The organism is Croceicoccus sp. (genome assembly GCF_983967925.1).
In genome coordinates, this window is the sequence record NZ_CFETID010000002.1 from 162,228 (window position 1) to 176,372 (window position 14,145).

The 14,145-nt window shown below is 62.6% G+C and carries 15 protein-coding genes; 6 read left to right on the forward strand and 9 right to left on the reverse strand.

Going from position 1 to position 14,145, the window contains the following annotated elements:
- Positions 1–134 precede the first annotated feature (134 nt).
- Positions 135–473: a DUF2934 domain-containing protein gene (locus tag AC4FIJ_RS01990; protein WP_490335058.1), complete on the reverse strand. Its 339-nt coding sequence runs from the start codon at positions 471–473 to the stop codon at positions 135–137.
- Between the two features lie 206 nt (positions 474–679).
- On the opposite strand from AC4FIJ_RS01990, the gene AC4FIJ_RS01995 reads away from it, so the two are divergent.
- Entirely contained in the window at positions 680–850 is a 171-nt protein-coding gene (locus AC4FIJ_RS01995; RefSeq protein WP_490335059.1) for a hypothetical protein, read from the forward strand.
- 15 nt (positions 851–865) lie between these two features.
- Here AC4FIJ_RS01995 and AC4FIJ_RS02000 read toward each other — a convergent pair whose 3' ends face one another.
- The 3 genes from AC4FIJ_RS02000 to AC4FIJ_RS02010 are packed head-to-tail and all read right to left on the reverse strand — an operon-like array spanning position 866 to position 1,949.
- Positions 866–1,285 (reverse strand): VOC family protein, encoded by a 420-nt coding sequence (locus AC4FIJ_RS02000; protein WP_490335060.1) that lies wholly within the window; start codon positions 1,283–1,285, stop codon positions 866–868.
- 43 nt (positions 1,286–1,328) lie between these two features.
- Complete coding sequence (locus tag AC4FIJ_RS02005) at positions 1,329–1,664, reverse strand: type II toxin-antitoxin system RelE/ParE family toxin (RefSeq protein ID WP_490335061.1); 336 nt, start codon at positions 1,662–1,664, stop codon at positions 1,329–1,331.
- 18 nt (positions 1,665–1,682) lie between these two features.
- Positions 1,683–1,949 (reverse strand): type II toxin-antitoxin system Phd/YefM family antitoxin, encoded by a 267-nt coding sequence (locus tag AC4FIJ_RS02010; RefSeq protein WP_490335062.1) that lies wholly within the window; start codon positions 1,947–1,949, stop codon positions 1,683–1,685.
- Positions 1,950–2,102: 153 nt separating this feature from the next.
- Between AC4FIJ_RS02010 and AC4FIJ_RS02015 the strand changes: the two genes are divergently transcribed.
- Positions 2,103–2,693, forward strand: coding sequence for an HdeD family acid-resistance protein (locus AC4FIJ_RS02015; protein WP_490335063.1), 591 nt, complete (start codon positions 2,103–2,105; stop codon positions 2,691–2,693).
- 7 nt (positions 2,694–2,700) lie between these two features.
- On the opposite strand, the gene AC4FIJ_RS02020 is transcribed toward AC4FIJ_RS02015, so the two are convergent.
- The 4 genes from AC4FIJ_RS02020 to AC4FIJ_RS02035 form a co-directional block, all read right to left on the reverse strand.
- The gene (locus tag AC4FIJ_RS02020) at positions 2,701–4,143 is read right to left on the reverse strand and encodes an NAD-dependent succinate-semialdehyde dehydrogenase (protein ID WP_490335064.1); all 1,443 of its coding nucleotides are present in this window, start codon (positions 4,141–4,143) and stop codon (positions 2,701–2,703) included.
- Positions 4,144–4,224: 81 nt separating this feature from the next.
- Positions 4,225–4,731 (reverse strand): hypothetical protein, encoded by a 507-nt coding sequence (locus tag AC4FIJ_RS02025; RefSeq protein ID WP_490335065.1) that lies wholly within the window; start codon positions 4,729–4,731, stop codon positions 4,225–4,227.
- Positions 4,732–5,060: 329 nt separating this feature from the next.
- Positions 5,061–6,116 (reverse strand): PepSY-associated TM helix domain-containing protein, encoded by a 1,056-nt coding sequence (locus AC4FIJ_RS02030; RefSeq protein WP_490335066.1) that lies wholly within the window; start codon positions 6,114–6,116, stop codon positions 5,061–5,063.
- 14 nt (positions 6,117–6,130) lie between these two features.
- On the reverse strand, positions 6,131–8,272 hold the full coding sequence (locus AC4FIJ_RS02035) for a TonB-dependent receptor (RefSeq protein ID WP_490335067.1): 2,142 nt from the start codon (positions 8,270–8,272) through the stop codon (positions 6,131–6,133).
- 203 nt (positions 8,273–8,475) lie between these two features.
- On the opposite strand from AC4FIJ_RS02035, the gene AC4FIJ_RS02040 reads away from it, so the two are divergent.
- From AC4FIJ_RS02040 to AC4FIJ_RS02055, 4 genes are all read left to right on the forward strand, one after another.
- Positions 8,476–9,672, forward strand: a complete 1,197-nt coding sequence (locus AC4FIJ_RS02040) for an AAA family ATPase (RefSeq protein ID WP_490335068.1) — start codon at positions 8,476–8,478, stop codon at positions 9,670–9,672.
- A 120-nt stretch (positions 9,673–9,792) separates the two neighbouring features.
- The gene (locus tag AC4FIJ_RS02045) at positions 9,793–10,893 is read left to right on the forward strand and encodes a ParB/RepB/Spo0J family partition protein (protein WP_490335069.1); all 1,101 of its coding nucleotides are present in this window, start codon (positions 9,793–9,795) and stop codon (positions 10,891–10,893) included.
- 124 nt (positions 10,894–11,017) lie between these two features.
- Positions 11,018–12,265, forward strand: coding sequence for a replication initiator protein A (locus tag AC4FIJ_RS02050; protein ID WP_490335070.1), 1,248 nt, complete (start codon positions 11,018–11,020; stop codon positions 12,263–12,265).
- Positions 12,266–12,863: 598 nt separating this feature from the next.
- Positions 12,864–13,475 (forward strand): isochorismatase family protein, encoded by a 612-nt coding sequence (locus AC4FIJ_RS02055; protein ID WP_490335071.1) that lies wholly within the window; start codon positions 12,864–12,866, stop codon positions 13,473–13,475.
- Positions 13,476–13,896: 421 nt separating this feature from the next.
- Here AC4FIJ_RS02055 and AC4FIJ_RS02060 read toward each other — a convergent pair whose 3' ends face one another.
- Complete coding sequence (locus AC4FIJ_RS02060) at positions 13,897–14,136, reverse strand: lipoyl domain-containing protein (RefSeq protein WP_490335072.1); 240 nt, start codon at positions 14,134–14,136, stop codon at positions 13,897–13,899.
- Positions 14,137–14,145: the final 9 nt, after the last annotated feature.

Genomic DNA, 14,145 nt, shown 5'->3' on the forward strand with positions numbered 1-14,145 from the left:
CGAACTATCCAGATACTGCCGGGGTTCGATGGAAATCAGGCAAAGAGGTTGGGACAAGGGCTTGCTCCGGCGAGAGAGTTGAACACATGTTCTCAATCCCTCCACCACCGCATCGTTCCGAATTGTCCGAGTGTTCAGGACGAGGACGTCTTGCCGGTTCGCGGCTTGCGAATTCCTGTTCTTGTCTGGCCCGCGCCTTTTTCGGGGCTGGCTTTAGCGGGCTTCTTTCCAGCCCGATCGCCGCTGGCCGATTTGTTCGACGCGGTTTTTCCCTCCGCGCTTTTCGTGCGGCTGGCATTTTGCGTCGTCGTCTTGCGAGCAGGCTTGCCGGTCTCGCGGCTTTCGCGCTGCGCATCGGCCATCTCGCTGGCCGCTTGCTGCCAGTGCTGCGCTTCACGTCCGTGCGGCCGGCCTTCCTCTTCCCAGATTTCATAGGCGCGTTCGCGAATGCGGCATTCGATTTCTTGATCCATGGGTGTTTCCTCCTGCTGTGCCAGAGTTCACCCAAACCAATGCGCCAATTGTGGCAAAGCTCCCCGAAATCCGGGTTCGGCGCAGGATCAGGCAGCTTACGGCATTCCCATTGCCCCCGAGCCGCTTTCGGGGCGCGCGCCTTTCGGGGAACGCATCGCCGCTCGGCGCGTCGGTCAATTACACCCCTTCATGAAAGGAACTCACCATGGGCGAATATGAACCCGAAGACTCGCGCGACGTCACGCTGACGAAATCGAACACCCCGATCGAACCCGAACGCACCGGGCCAAAGGAAAGCCGGTCGCGCGAAAAGACCGACAATAAGGACGGCAAGGTCGTCGGGCGCGCCGTGGAAGACAAGCCGGCCAAGCGATAAGCGCGGCGGACCGGGCTAGCGCGCGAACAGGCTGTCCAGGCTTTCGAACGCCTTCATCTCGATCGCATTGCCGCTGGGATCGCGAAAGAACATCGTGGCCTGTTCGCCGGGCTGGCCCTTGAAGCGGACATGCGGTTCGATGTCGAATGTCATGCCTCGGGCGGTCAGCCGATCCGCCAGCTCCTGCCAGTCCTCCATCGTCAGGATCACCCCGAAATGGGGCACCGGCACGTCATGACCATCCACCGGATTGCCGCCTGCATCGCCCCTCGCCGCATCCACCTTGTGGGCGACGATCTGGTGACCAAAGAAGTCGAAATCGATCCATTCGTCCGAGCTGCGCCCCTCAGGGCAGCCCATCATTTCTCCCCAAAAGGCCCGCGCGGTGTCGAGGTCGTGAACGGGAAAGGCAAGGTGAAAAGGCCGGATGGTCATGTCGCTACTTTCTTGAAATCTGTTCGGAACGAGCGGCTCAGAGCTAGCTGCCCAACAGGCGCTCGCCCAGCAATGTGCGGAAGTCGCGGCGACTGTCGGCGACGACCAGCACGGTAACGCGCATCTTCTCCGCCAGATAGATGATGCGGAAGGGCGCACGCGACAATTGGCGAAACTCGTGAATGCCCAGCGCGTCCAGCTCGGGCACGACCGGCCCCTTGGCGGGATGGCTGGCAAGACTCTCGATCGCCGCGACCAGATCGTCCAGCAATGCGTCCGCCCCGTCCCCGCCGCGCTGCGCAAGGCGGCGGCGATAGATGCCGGACAGGTCGCGCTCTGCCCCGATCGACAGGCGCACGTCGATTGTCTGGTTCACCATGGACGGCCCGCCCGGCAATCAGCCGCGCGCGCGGATCCTGTCCGCCAGCCCCGCCACCGGCGCGGTCCGGCCCGCCGCCATGTCGTCGCGGCCAAGCGCGATCAGCTTGAGCAGCGCCAGCGCTTCCTGCGTCTGTTCATAGCTGCCGATATCCTGCAGCACCGCCTTTGCCTCGCCGTTCTGGGTGACGATCAGCGGCGACGCCCCCTCCCCCAGTTCGCGGATGACATCGGCGCTATGCGCTTTCAGAAAGCTGATGGGTTTGACGCGGTCTTGAATATTCATATACATGGTCCTTATTCGGTTCGAATATAGACCATGAAGCCCGTGCATTCAAGCCGGGCTTCCCGGTCTCCTGCCTGCTTGCTCCAACCCGAATTCTGCCGCAGTCTTAGCGGGCCGCGGCGCGACGGAACCCGATGGATCGGAGGCAGCAGCATGAATGCAGTTCACGGACGTCCGCAAGGTGCGGCGATCGGTACGGAATTTCCCCGAATGCGGCGGGCGTGGGGATGGATACTGGCCTATGGCATCCTGCTGATCATCATCGGCGCCATTGCCATGTTCAACCCGGTCGGCACCAATATGGCGATTGGCGTGCTGTTTGGGCTGATGCTCGGCATTGCGGGCATCGTTTCCATCGTGGCCGGCTTTCGCGATTTCGGCTGGCAGTCGAAACTGGTCGATTTCCTGTTCGGCGCGCTCGCGCTGGTCGGCGCGTTCATCTTCCTTGCCATGCCGGTGCTCAGTGCGGCCAGCCTGATCTGGGCGGCGGGGATTTTCTTCATCGTGAACGGCGTGGTCGAACTCTATCACGGGTTCAAGGCGGACGAGGATCGCGCATTGCTGTTTATCATGGGCGCGATCGACCTTTTGCTGGGCCTTTACATCGCCTTCCTGATGCCGGTCGGAGCGCAGATCCTTGCGCTGGCATGGCTTGTCGGCCTGGGCCTGATCTTCCGCGGGCTGCTGCTCGCCTTCGTGGCGTTCCGCGTTCGCGCCATGACCAAGAGGCTGTCGGGCGGATGATGCCGCGTCACACGCCGAGGCACATATATTTGATCTCGAGATAATCAGCGAGGCCGTAGTGCGAACCCTCGCGGCCAAGGCCTGATTGCTTGATGCCGCCAAACGGCGCGACCTCGGTTGAGATCAGGCCGGTGTTGATCCCGACCATGCCCGCTTCCAACGCTTCGGCCACGCGCCAGATGCGGGACATGTCGCGCGCATAGAAATAGCTGGCGAGCCCGAACTCGGTATCGTTCGCCATGCGTAGCGCTTTGTCCTCGTCCTCAAAGCGGATGAGGCCTGCGACCGGCCCGAAAGTCTCTTCGCGGGCAAGCAGCATGTCGTGTTTCACGTCGCCCAGCACGGTTGGCTTGAAGAACGTGCCGCTCAGATCGCTGCGCCCGCCGCCGGTCAGGACTTTCGCGCCGCCGTCCTTCGCGTCCTTCAGATGTTCCTCGACCTTCTCAACCGCCGCCTCGTCGATCAGCGGGCCGATGTCAGTACCGTCGTCGAGGCCATAGCCCACCTTCATGGCCGAGACCCGCTTCGCCAGCTTTTCGGCGAACTCGTCATATATACCCGCCTGAACATAGAACCGGTTCGTGCAAACGCATGTCTGCCCACCATTGCGGAATTTCGAGATCAGCGCTCCCTCGACCGCGGCATCGATATCGGCGTCGTCGAATACCAGGAAGGGCGCATTGCCGCCCAGTTCCATGCTGACCTTCTTCACTGTGTCGGCGGACGCGGCCAGCAATTGCCGTCCGATCTCGGTCGAACCGGTGAAGGTAATCTTGCGGACCTTGGGGTTCGCGGTCAGCTCGCCGCCGATGGCGCCCGCACTGCCCGTCACGACATTGACGACGCCCGCCGGAATGGCCGCCTCTTCACACAGCGCGGCGATCGCCAGCGCCGAAAACGGCGTGGCCGACGCAGGCTTGATCACGATGGTGCAGCCCGCCGCCAGCGCGGGGCCAAGCTTGCGCGTGATCATGGCATTGGGAAAGTTCCAGGGCGTGATCGCACCGACCACGCCTACCGGCTGCTTCACCACCACGATGCGGCGGTCGGCGGCATGCGGCGGGATGACATCGCCATAGGCGCGCTTCGCTTCCTCGGCAAACCATTCAATAAAGCCCGCGCCATAGGCGATCTCTCCGCGCCCCTCAGCGAGCGGCTTGCCCTGTTCGCGCGACAGCAGCTCGCCCAGATCGTCCTTGTGCTGCATCATCAGGTCGAACAGGCGCCGCAGCAGCTTCGAGCGCTCGCCCGCCGTCTTCGCGCGCCAGCCGGGTAGCGCCTTGTGCGCAGCCTCGATCGCGCGGCGCGTCTCGTCCGCACCCATCTTCGGCACGGTGCCCATGACCTTGCCGGTGCCCGGATCGGTTACATCAATGGCCGCGCCGCCATCGGCATCACACCACTGGCCGTCGATGTAGCACTGCTGCCTGAGGAAAGCCTGATAGGTCATGTCTGCTCCGGGAAAATGTCGGCTTGCCTTCCCTACCGCCGAATGCCGCCTGCGTTCCCGCATCAGCCCTTATGGAACGGGTCAGACCAGAGTGGGCCGTGACCGGATCGCGTTCAAGACCTGAGGCGCGACGATATAGACCGCATGCCGCCCGCCACCGCGATTGCAGTGGTCCTTCACCCGCCCCGCGTAATGGCGGCGCACGAAGCCTGCCTTTACCAGGTCCGAAACGGCCCGGCTGACATTGGCCTTGCCGACGGTCAGCGCCTCCTCCTCCAGCGCGGCATCGACCAGCGCCGTGTCGCAGGCCCTGGGGCCGAGGCGCTGTTCCACCTTGCGGCGCATCGCGGCGCGGCGATGATCGCGCGCGGCCAGCGGGACGAGCTGGCCCGCCACCCATTCGCGCAAGGGCTGGCGGACGCCATCGGGTCCGGCAACCCACGGCCCCGCCCGCCCGTCGGATCGCGCCGCCTCTGCAATCAGCCCCAGCACCATGAACGCATAGCGCGGGCGCCGCGAGTTCTGCGCAAGCGCGTTCAGGATCGAACCCAGATCGGCGGGCCGGGCGGTGTGTTCGGGCGTGTACATAAGGTGAATCTGCCACGACGCGAATCGCTTGTGAATCCCCCTCGTCGCCGGAGATTCGCCGGGAAGACCCTTTTGTCATGCGTGACACTTTGCCCGGAGCGGCGAGCTCCAATTTGGCCGTTCGAGACAAGAGTCTCGGCATGTAAGGCGCTGAATGGCTGTTTACCGGGCTTTTCTGCCCGTTATCGCAGGCTACGGCTCTCTGTTGGCCGTGGCGCTGCCCTCGGCAAAGTGTCACCAGTGGACATCAGATATATGGCCGGCGGGACCGTCAAGCCTCCATGGCCGAAACCACCCCGCTTGGACGGAAACTCGAGAGAGGGACGCGCCTACCGGCCTCGTTCGGCTTGCACTCTGAACGTCGCGGCCTGTGTCCCCGTCCTAGCCTGCGCCCTCCAGAAGCTCCACACGGTCAGCGCGCCCAGCATGGCGAGCGACAATCCACCGAAGGTCAGCACCAGCCTCCAAAGCAGTCCGCCAACTTTGCCGGAATGCAGCGGATAGAACTTTTCCGACACCGTCTGCTTGTCCAGCGTGCCATTGGGCGCGTCGACGGTGACCGCCCCGCCCTCCTCGCGCAGATAGCTGCGGCCGTTGGGCGTCCATTCGAAATCCTGCCGCATGCGCAGTGTCAGACTGTCGTCCGAAAACTGCAGGCGGCGAAACTCGGCATCGGGAAAGATCCGCCGACCTTGGCGCAGCAGCGCGGCGGGGTTGCGCGGATTGATGTGAGCGGACGGCGTATCGGAAGCAGCGGGCTTTTCAGGAAAGGGCGCGGTGATCGCATTGCGCACAGGCTCGAACACCATGGCCGCACCGGTCAGGAACAGCAGGGCCAGCACCGGCGCGACCATGATGCCAAGATCGCGGTGCTGCCGCACGATCGCGCTGCGCGTCAGGCGGCGCGGCCACAGCCGAAAGGCGAAGGTTCGGCGCGTTCGCCACCAGATGATCGCGCCCGATATCACGAAGAAAAGGCCCGCCAGTCCTGCGGCGCCCACGATCACTTCGCCCGTATCGCCTGCCAGCAGATAATGGTGCAGGTCGAACAGCCACAATTCGGGCCTCTCCCAGATCGTCTGCCACTGTTCGGCGATGATGCCGGACCCGTCGATATAGGCCCCGCCGCCGCCCTCATAGGCCGCGTGGTGCAGCCCCATCCCCTCGCCCGCGAAAGTGACGCGCGACAGGCCGGGTGCATGGGCTTGCGCAGCATCGACGACGCGCGCCAGCGCGGCGACATCGCTGGCGGGCGCGTCATCCGCTCCTGGTACGCCGATCCACGCATCTTCCCACAACAGCGCCGTGCCCGACAGCGCCAGCACGACAAGGACGATGCCCAGCACCGCCCCCACCCACCGGTGCAGCCAGATCAGCGCGTTCATCGCCCCCGCGCTCCTCAGAACTCGCTCTGCAGCGATAGGGTCATGGTACGGCCCCTGCCCGCGAAATAGCGGCTGTCGTCGGTCACGCGCACCGTGTCGCTGTCGTAAGTCAGGTAATATTCGTCGAGCGCATTCTGCATTCCCAGCGAAACCACACCGAAGTCGGTGCGATAGCCGACATAGGCGTCCAGCAGCGTGTATCCTTCGAACGCGGCCTCGTAAGGCTGCCCCTCAAAGCTGCGCGACAGGTAAAAGCGTGCCTGTGCGCGTGCGCTGAACCGTCCGCTGGCGTAATCGGCAGCAAGGTTCAGCCTGTCGGGCGAGATATTGCCGCCGTCGAGGTCGATATCCACCTCCCCGTCGCCATCGCTGTCGGTCTGGCCCATCAGATGGCTGTAACCGGCGGAAAGAGACAGGCCTGGCACGGGTGTTTCCATGCCGATCGACAATTCCAGCCCCTCGATCGAGATCGGCGCGCGCACGACCTCGAAAATGCCGTCGGGATTGAGCACCAGCAGCGAGCCGAGATCGCTCGACGACCAGAAATAGCTGGCGCTGGCGGTCATCGGCCCCCTCTCGACCTCGACACCCAGTTCGCGATTGTTCGAGATCACGGGTTCGAGCGAGAGGTAATTGTCGATGTCGACGCCCTCCTCGCTGATGCCGCGCAGGATGCGGCCGACATCGGCGATGGTATAGCCCTCGGCATAGCTGCCATAGGCGCGCACGCCCTTGACCGGCTCGACAATGACGCCGCCGTTCAGCAGCGTGTCGCTGAACGACGGGCTGCCCCCGCGCACCAGATTGCCGCCATAGGACGCCAGCGTCGTGTAATCGTCGACAGTCAGCTTGACGTCCTCGTGCCGCAGCCCGCCCGCAAGGCGAAGAACGCCATCGAAAAGCGCCCAGTTCGCCTGCGCAAAGGGCGCAAGGCTGCGGAATTCGGTTTCCGGCACCCAGGCGCGTCCGGTCTGCTTCAGGATCTGCTCGGTCGTGTCGAACAGCGCGTCGAAGCCGACGGTCAAAACAAGGTCCTCATAGCCCGGAATGGCGCGCTCATAGCTGACCTTGCCGCCCAGCTTGCGCGACTTGTTGGCGGACTGGTCGAACAGCTGGCCGGTCGGGTCGATGGAAGGGTCCTGAAACGTGCCGAATACACCTCCGCCGAACACATCGCGGGTACGGTTGTAGAAGCCCTGCAGCGTCAGCGCCCCGCCTGCCAGATCGTCATGGGTGAAGGAAGCCGACAGCGTGTCCGCCCGGTTGGAAGGCTGATCGCCGGGCGAAACGCCCTTCACGCTGGTGGCCGGGCTATCGGTATCGCGGTCGCCTGGGACGATGACATAATTGCCGTTGCCTTCCAGCTCGAAATGGTTGGCGACCAGTTCGAACCGCGCATCGGGCGTGAACTGATAGCCGAAGCGGCCGAACACCGACCAGCTGTCGCTGTCCTGTATCTCGCCCTGCGTGCCATCGACGCCGATCCGATTGCCGCGCCCGTCGATGAACGCGCCCCGCCTTTCGAACGCGCCGCCGACCGAAGCATCGAAGGCCCCCGCCCGCCATCCCGCCAGCGCTGCGGCCTTGCCGCCCAGCGCCTCGCCGTCGAAACCATCGGCGGCGGTGCCCTGCAGCAAGGTGCGGACGGTCACCCCATCGGATGTTGGAGCGGAGGCGGTGACCTGGTTCACCACGCCCCCCGTCGCGCCAATGCCCTGCAGCGCGTTGGAGCCATAAATGACCTCCACCCGGTCGATGAAGAACGGGTCTATCGTATAACCGTCGCGTGAACCGTCGCGTACGGGCGTCGACTGCGGAATTCCGTTGATCGCATATAGCGGTGAACGGCCCCGCAGGCTCTCCCCCGCCCCGCTAAGCTTTTGCCGGGTCGGCGAAAACGACGGGAGCAGCGCCGACACGGCCTCGACGGTCGAACCCGAAATGACGATCTGCCGGTCGAGCGCGGCCGTGTCGATGACATCGATGGTCAGCGGGAGAGCACTGACGGGCAGCTGCGTGCGGGCGGCCGACACGACGATATCGCCCTCGCTTTCGGGCTCACTCCCCTGCCCTTCCGCAGTCTGTGCATGGGCGAGGTTCGACGCGGCGATGGCAGCAGCCGCGACATTGAGGGCGAAAAACGTCGAAATGCGCATGGGTCCTCCCGTGGAATTGCGGTGGCGGCTAGCGCTAATGCGAATGCATTGCAATACCTGCTATGAGGAATGAAGTGCGGGACGAAGCCATGGGCGCGCAACTAAGGCCTCCGCATGTGGATAAACCCAATCCCGGTTTGCGCATTGAATTAGTTTCCCGCACGATCCCGCTGAAAAGCTTCAATCGCAAGGCGAGGCGCGAAATGCATTCAGAGGTCGACCGAATTTCCGAACTGGCCCAGGCCGGCGAACGCATGATCGAGCGCCTGCGCAAGAAAGCCTTCTTGCCCGAAGCGCGCAAGGGGCTTTCGGTGCGATACGGCATTGCCGAGGCGGCTGCCCTGCTGGGATGCAGCACCAATCGCATTCGCATGGCCGAGGATGACGGGCGACTACCGCCCCCTCCCCCGACCGAGAACGGGCGGCGTCCCGGCTATACGATCGAGGAATTGCTGAAGATGCGCGACGTTCTCGACGCATCGCCGCGGCGTGCGCCGCTGGATGTGCCGGCCATGATCGCGGTGCAGAACTTCAAGGGCGGCGTCGGCAAGTCGACGGTCACGACCCATCTGGCGCACTATTTCGCGGTTCAGGGCTACCGCGTGCTGGTTGTCGATTGCGACAGCCAGGCGACGACGACCACCCTGTTCGGCTTCAATCCCCATTTCAACGTAACGCGCGAACAGACGCTCTATCCCTATCTCTCGATCGAGCCGACCCAGTCGAGCCTGCATTACGCGGTACAGGAAACGCCTTGGCCCAATGTCGATCTCATTCCGTCCAACCTCGAACTGTTCGACGTGGAATACGAACTGGCGGCAGGCGGTGCGGACGGGGGATCGGTTCTGGCAAGCCGTTTTCGCAAGCTGAAACAAGGACTTATGGATATTGCGCAGGGGTATGATATCGTCCTGCTCGATCCTCCCCCGGCACTTGGCACGATCAGCCTTGCGGTGATGCAGGCAGCGAATGCGCTGCTTGTGCCGCTGGCCGCGACGACTCCCGATTTCTGCTCCACCGTGCAGTTCCTGTCGATGATGGAGCAGGTGACGGGTCAGCTTCAGGACGCCGGAATCCATGTCGAATATGATTTCGTCCGGCTGATTTGTTCGAAGTTCGACTCAAACGATCCCAGCCATGCGATGGTGCGGCAGATCATGGAGCAGAGCTTTGGCCCGGCGCTTCTGCCCGTGCCAATCCTGGAAAGCGCGGAAATCAGCCACGCGGCCCTTCGCATGATGACGGTGTACGAGCTGGAAAAGCCCATCGGCACGCCGCGCACGCACAAGCGCTGCCGCGCCAATCTCGACGAGGCGATGGGTCAGGTCGAGGCGCTGGTACGCCGCGGTTGGGGCGTTGCCGAGCCCGCAAGCGAGGAGGCCATCGTCAATGCTGCCTGATGCACCCGCCTCGCCCAAGATTGCAGCGGCCTGCCCTTTCCCGGCTCAAGGTCATGATTTTATTTTCCTACCGCCCCGCACCGGCCGTAGCGCGCCGCGTCGACCGCGAAAGGACGCATGATGGCACGCAAGCAAAGCGAATATCTGGCCGATCTGCTGGGGGATGACGAAGAAGACGGCGCCGCATCTGCCGCGCCGAACGTCGACACTTCGGGAACGCGGGACAAAGCGCCCTCCCCTGTCCCGCCTTCAGGTGACGCGCCGGACGCGCCGCGATCTTCGCGCCGCGGTTCGATGACCTTGCTTGGCCGCGAGAGCGCTCTGGCTCGCGTCGCGAGCGGCGACGTGAAGCAGGTCACGCAGATGCAGCTCGACCCGGCACGCGTACGGCCATGGGCCGGGAATGCGCGCTCCTATGAACACCTGACCGAAGAAAACTGCCGCGAGCTGATCGATTCGCTGATTTCCGAGGGTGGACAAAAGGTTCCTGCCGTCGTCCGCCGGATTCAGGACGATCCCGACCATGACTACGAGGTCATCGCCGGCACCCGACGTCACTGGTCGATCAGCTGGCTGCGTGCGCATTCCTATCCGGACATGCGCTTTCTGGCGCAGGTCGTGGATCTCGACGACGAAGCGGCCTTTCGCCTTGCGGATATCGAAAACCGGGCGCGCAAGGACGTGTCCGACCTCGAACGCGCGCGCAATTATGCCGCGGCGCTCAAGACCCATTACGGCAACCACATGACTCGGATGGCCGAGCGGCTGAAGCTGTCGAAGGGCTGGCTTTCCAAGATGCTGAAGGTCGCCTCCTTGCCCGATGACATCATCGAGGCATTCGCCTCCCCCGCCGATGTTCAGCTCAAGCCCGCCTACCCGCTGGCGCAGGCCATGGACGATGCCGGACGCTCGAAGGCGATCCGTAACGAGGCACGAGCGCTGGCCCGCGAACAATCGTCGCGGCGGGACCGGGGGCGCGAGCCCCTTCCCGCACAGGACGTCCTTCGGCGCCTCATGGAGGCGGGAAGCGAACGGACAAAGACCGCTCCCATGGTGATACGCTGCGGCGGGCGTCCTCTTGTTACCGTAAAGTCGTCGACCCGCCAGGGCGTGACGATCCAGTTGCATTCGGGCACCGGCGCCAGCGACGAAGACATCATGGATGCCGTGCGCAGCGCGCTGGACAGGCTTGAGGACGAAGGTCGGGGGCTGCAGCCGTGATCGCACCGGCCAGCAAGGCCTCCCCTGCCCTAACCCGAATGCGCAGCGTGATTTCCGGATGTTTCCCTAGGGAAACATCAGACCCTGCCCGACGCGTTTCCTCGGGGAAACGAAAGGCAGCGGGATGACCCGGGCCAAGCGCAAGACCGCACCCGATCAATTCGATCTCTTCCTGCCCTACCTCAGCGACCTGCCGCTGCGCGATCAGCGCGAGATGATGGAGCGCCCCTTCTTCTCGCTGTCGAAGACCAAGCGCATCAAGCCGATCGATTATACCAGCCCCGACGGCAAGCTGTGGGTCAATGTCAGCCCCAATGCCAAATACGGCATGGCGACGATCTGGGATGCGGACATACTGATCTATTGCGCCAGCCAGATGGCCGACATGAAGCGCCGGGGCGTCAACGACATACCGCGGACTTTGCATGTCATGCCCTATGACATCCTGCGCTCGATCGGCCGGCCCACCACCGGGCGCGCCTATGAATTGCTCGCGCAGGCGCTGGACCGGCTCGTCGCCACGACGATCAAAACGAATATCCGTGCCGAAAGCAGGCGCGAGGCGACGTTCACATGGCTCGACGGCTGGACCCAGATCGTCGACGAAAAGACTGAACGCTCCATGGGCATGACACTGGAACTGTCGAACTGGTTCTACGAAGGCGTTATGATGGAAGGCGGCGTGCTGTCCATCGATCCGGCCTATTTCGACATCACCGGCGGGCGAGAGCGGTGGCTTTACCGCGTAGCGCGCAAGCACGCCGGCGGGGCAGGGGAGGGGGGTTTCGCCATCGCCATGCCCACGCTGTTCGAGAAATCCGGCGCCGAGGGGCAGTATCGGCGTTTCAAGTTCGAAATGCTCAAGCTGGTGGAGAAGAACGCCCTGCCCGGGTACGGCTTGTCTCTGGAGCAGGGCAGGGGAGGGGACCCCCTTGTCCGCATGCGCAGGATCGACGGGAAGGATGGCGCCAAGACATCACGCCTCCCCGACGCCCCAGAAGGCGTTTCCCCGGGGAAACAATCGCCTGCGGCAGAAAAGCCCGTGTCACAGCCAGCCGATCCGCGTGAGCCAACCGCTACCTCGATTGTACCCAAAAAAGATTCCGCCACCGACGACACCGTCGATGTCGCCTCGCTCGTCCGCTCGACGCTGGCAGGCATGACCGATGCCGCCACACGGGGCTTCATGACCTCGGAGACAATTGAGCATTTGCGTGAGACCTGCCCGGGGTGGGACCTCTATGCGCTTCATGCCGAATTCGAAAATTGGGTCGGCAGCAAGCCGGAACGCCTGCCTGCCAATTGGCAGAAGGCCTTTATCGGCTGGGTAAAGCGGCACCACGCAAAGAACCGTCACCAGCTTCGCGCCTGAACGGTCTGGACCCGGCCTCGTGCCCTCCAGCGCGCCACTTCCACCCCGTTGCGATGAAATGCCCAGCCTCATCCGCGCCAGCCTCGCCTGTTCCCGAAGTGTCGTGTCTCTCCGTATCGCCCCCGCGATTGCGTAGTGGCTACGAAATAATTGAACGACTTCAGCCGCTGCTCCCCATAGTTTGATTCAAACGATCGACCCAAAATGTTCGAATGGCCAGATCTTCGACACATTGGGAACACACCTCGACCTTTCGGGAACACTTAACCGACCTTTCAGGAACAGCGCGTCGACCTATCAGGAACGCATCAACGAACTTATGGGAACGCGCGCCCGCAGCGACTCGCGTAGAATCCACGAGTCGCAGCGAGAGGGGACCCACTTAACCTTTCAAACTAGACCTAAACCCATCTAACAAAGTGAATTTACAAATATCTTTTGGAATTAGGAAACTAGCCGTAGGCCCCAGAATTCCAAATAGGCGAGAGTTGATACAATCGCTCGAACCCGCTTCAAGACGCTCACTTGTCATGAGCACCCTAGCCAGTATCGAGGGGTGCTGATGCATGTGTGACGACACCCCCACCGGGAGCTAATGATGGATCTGGAACGCAAGCCGATGAATATGGGGCAAACTCCCGCCTTACTGATTGTTGATATGATCAACGCCTTCACGGATCCAGCGTGCCCGCTCGGCACAGACGCCGCTAGCGTCGTCGAGGCCAACCGGATGTTGCTGACAGCTTTCAGGGCCCGCTCGCTGCCCATAGTATATACAACCGTGATCTTCCGCTGCGAAAGTGAGGGCAGGGCGTTTCGCAACAGAGTTCCTGCGCTTGAGGTTTTGCAGCCAGACAGCGAATGGGTGAAAGTCGATCGCGCACTCGAACCTTTGGCCGGCGAGTACATAACTGAGAAAAAAGGTGCATCGGCGTTTTTCGGGACCGACTTGGCGACATGGCTAGATCGACGCGGCGCCGATTCCGTGGTCGTGACGGGGTTGACGACCTCAGGCTGCGTCAGGGCTAGCGTCGTCGATGGATTGCAGCACGATTATCCCGTCTTCGTACCTCGGCAGGCAGTGGGCGATCGCAATCCTAATGCACATGAAGCCAATCTGTTCGATATGCATGCCAAATACGCTGACGTTTTGGATCTCGCCGAGCTGCTAGCGATGTTACCGGGAAATGATACGCAAAGCAGGGCTTAGAGGCCAGGTGAGGCCTCAAAAGCGCCACAGATGGCAAGAGAGTAGGGATCTCACGCTTTTGGCCCGTGCAAGCGTCTAGGGAAGCTTAGGACGCACGACAGCTAAGCCCAAGGTAACAGGCCTAAAGTCAAATGATAGCTGATCAAACCCGACGTTGCCGAGGCCACGATGGCTTTATAGTTCCGACCCGTAACACCACGCAGAATATTCTTACCAATAAAGGCAAGATTAATCCTACAATATCAATAGGTTGCCGAATATAAAGGCTTTAGACAAATTCCGTTGCTGCCATCCCCGAACGCCCACTTGATGAACAGGCGACAGAGAAAACGTCTTGGGTAGCTGCAAGCCGATCGGACACAGGGTGACGGTGGCTCTCTACACCCGCCAACCCGCCTCCGATCTGACCTTGCTATACGCCTTAAGCGCTGATGACCGCGATCTTCGCGCGCACTTCAACCGTGTCCTCCGGCTGAGCCAGGATCTCCTTTAGCGTGCCGCTTGCGGGGGAGGGGACCTCGACCGTCGTCTTTGCCGCCTCGATCTCCACGAGCGGTTCGCCCTCGGTGACGGTATCGCCGGGCTGCTTCAGCCAGCGCACGATCTCGGCGTCCTGCATGCCCATGCCGAACTGTGGCAGGATGACATCGATATCTGCCATGACATGTCT

Bases quoted from the DNA above. Each gene is read 5' to 3' on its own strand.
- AC4FIJ_RS02055 (WP_490335071.1), top strand. From the start codon at position 12,864: ATGGATCTGGAACGCAAGCCGATGAATATGGGGCAAACTCCCGCCTTA.
- AC4FIJ_RS02050 (WP_490335070.1), top strand. From the start codon at position 11,018: ATGACCCGGGCCAAGCGCAAGACCGCACCCGATCAATTCGATCTCTTC.
- AC4FIJ_RS02030 (WP_490335066.1), bottom strand. From the start codon at position 6,116: ATGAACGCGCTGATCTGGCTGCACCGGTGGGTGGGGGCGGTGCTGGGC.
- AC4FIJ_RS02000 (WP_490335060.1), bottom strand. From the start codon at position 1,285: ATGACCATCCGGCCTTTTCACCTTGCCTTTCCCGTTCACGACCTCGAC.
- AC4FIJ_RS02010 (WP_490335062.1), bottom strand. From the start codon at position 1,949: ATGAATATTCAAGACCGCGTCAAACCCATCAGCTTTCTGAAAGCGCAT.
- AC4FIJ_RS02045 (WP_490335069.1), top strand. From the start codon at position 9,793: ATGGCACGCAAGCAAAGCGAATATCTGGCCGATCTGCTGGGGGATGAC.
- AC4FIJ_RS02060 (WP_490335072.1), bottom strand. From the start codon at position 14,136: ATGGCAGATATCGATGTCATCCTGCCACAGTTCGGCATGGGCATGCAG.
- AC4FIJ_RS02020 (WP_490335064.1), bottom strand. From the start codon at position 4,143: ATGACCTATCAGGCTTTCCTCAGGCAGCAGTGCTACATCGACGGCCAG.
- AC4FIJ_RS02025 (WP_490335065.1), bottom strand. From the start codon at position 4,731: ATGTACACGCCCGAACACACCGCCCGGCCCGCCGATCTGGGTTCGATC.
- AC4FIJ_RS02005 (WP_490335061.1), bottom strand. From the start codon at position 1,664: ATGGTGAACCAGACAATCGACGTGCGCCTGTCGATCGGGGCAGAGCGC.
- AC4FIJ_RS02015 (WP_490335063.1), top strand. From the start codon at position 2,103: ATGAATGCAGTTCACGGACGTCCGCAAGGTGCGGCGATCGGTACGGAA.
- AC4FIJ_RS02035 (WP_490335067.1), bottom strand. From the start codon at position 8,272: ATGCGCATTTCGACGTTTTTCGCCCTCAATGTCGCGGCTGCTGCCATC.
- AC4FIJ_RS01990 (WP_490335058.1), bottom strand. From the start codon at position 473: ATGGATCAAGAAATCGAATGCCGCATTCGCGAACGCGCCTATGAAATC.
- AC4FIJ_RS01995 (WP_490335059.1), top strand. From the start codon at position 680: ATGGGCGAATATGAACCCGAAGACTCGCGCGACGTCACGCTGACGAAA.
- AC4FIJ_RS02040 (WP_490335068.1), top strand. From the start codon at position 8,476: ATGCATTCAGAGGTCGACCGAATTTCCGAACTGGCCCAGGCCGGCGAA.